General features: G+C 69.7%; 1 protein-coding gene and 1 pseudogene. Both read left to right on the forward strand.

Annotated features, from left to right (window positions below; all coding sequences use genetic code 11):
* Positions 1–456: pseudogene (locus tag P409_RS35335) on the forward strand (DNA polymerase III subunit gamma/tau); the annotation flags it as partial.
* Positions 453–776 (forward strand): YbaB/EbfC family nucleoid-associated protein, encoded by a 324-nt coding sequence (locus P409_RS35340; protein ID WP_034849804.1) that lies wholly within the window; start codon positions 453–455, stop codon positions 774–776. The pseudogene P409_RS35335 and the gene P409_RS35340, both read left to right, overlap by 4 nt.
* Positions 777–887: the final 111 nt, after the last annotated feature.

Here is an 887-nt window from a genome sequence, read left to right on the forward strand (position 1 = left end):
GCGCCGAAGGCGGTGCTGCGGGCCGATCCGAAGAGCTTCGACGATCTGGTGCAGATCGCCTTCGCCCGCGACGTGGTGCTGCACGGCCAGCTGATGAGCGCCGTGCACCTGGTGCATTTCGAGCCGGGGCGACTGGAGTTCCGGCCGCATGATTCGGCGCCGCCGGACTTGGCCAACCGCCTGGGCACCGCGCTGCGCGACTGGACCGGCGAGCGCTGGGTGGTCAGCGTCTCCGGCGCCGAGGGCGCGCCGACGCTGACCCAGCAGGCTCGGACCGACCGCGAGAACGCGCTGGCACAGGCGGCCGAGCACCCGATGGTCAAGGCGGTGATGAGCGCCTTCCCGGGGGCGGTGATCCGCGACCTGCGCAACCCGTTGGAACAGGATGAGGTCGCGGGGCCGGCCGCCGAGCCGGCCCCCGACGCCATCGATGAAGAGGAGCCGCGAGAGGCATGAAGAATCTGGGACAGATGATGAAGCAGGCGCAGGAGATGCAGGCCAAGATGGCCGAGATGCAGTCCCGCCTGGCCGACATCGAGGTTCCGGGCCAGGCCGGCGCCGGCATGATCGCGGTGGTGCTGAACGGCAAGGGCGAGCTGCGCTCGCTCAAGATCGATCCGAAGCTGGTCGACCCGTCCGAGGTGGAGGTGCTGGAAGACCTGATCGTCGCCGCCTTCAACGACGCCAAGAGCAAGGTCGAGGACGCGGTGCAGGCCGAGACCCAGAAGCTGATGGGCGGGCTGAAGCTGCCGCCGGGGATGAAGCTGCCGTTCTGAGCGGCCGCGCCCGACCATGCCCCTTCGCCTCGCCTATATGGGCACGCCGGATTTCGCGGTGCCCGCGCTGCTCGCGCTGATCGATGCCGGGCACGAGATCGCGGCCGTCTA

This window comes from Inquilinus limosus MP06 (genome assembly GCF_000767795.1).
Classification (GTDB): domain Bacteria; phylum Pseudomonadota; class Alphaproteobacteria; order DSM-16000; family Inquilinaceae; genus Inquilinus; species Inquilinus limosus_E.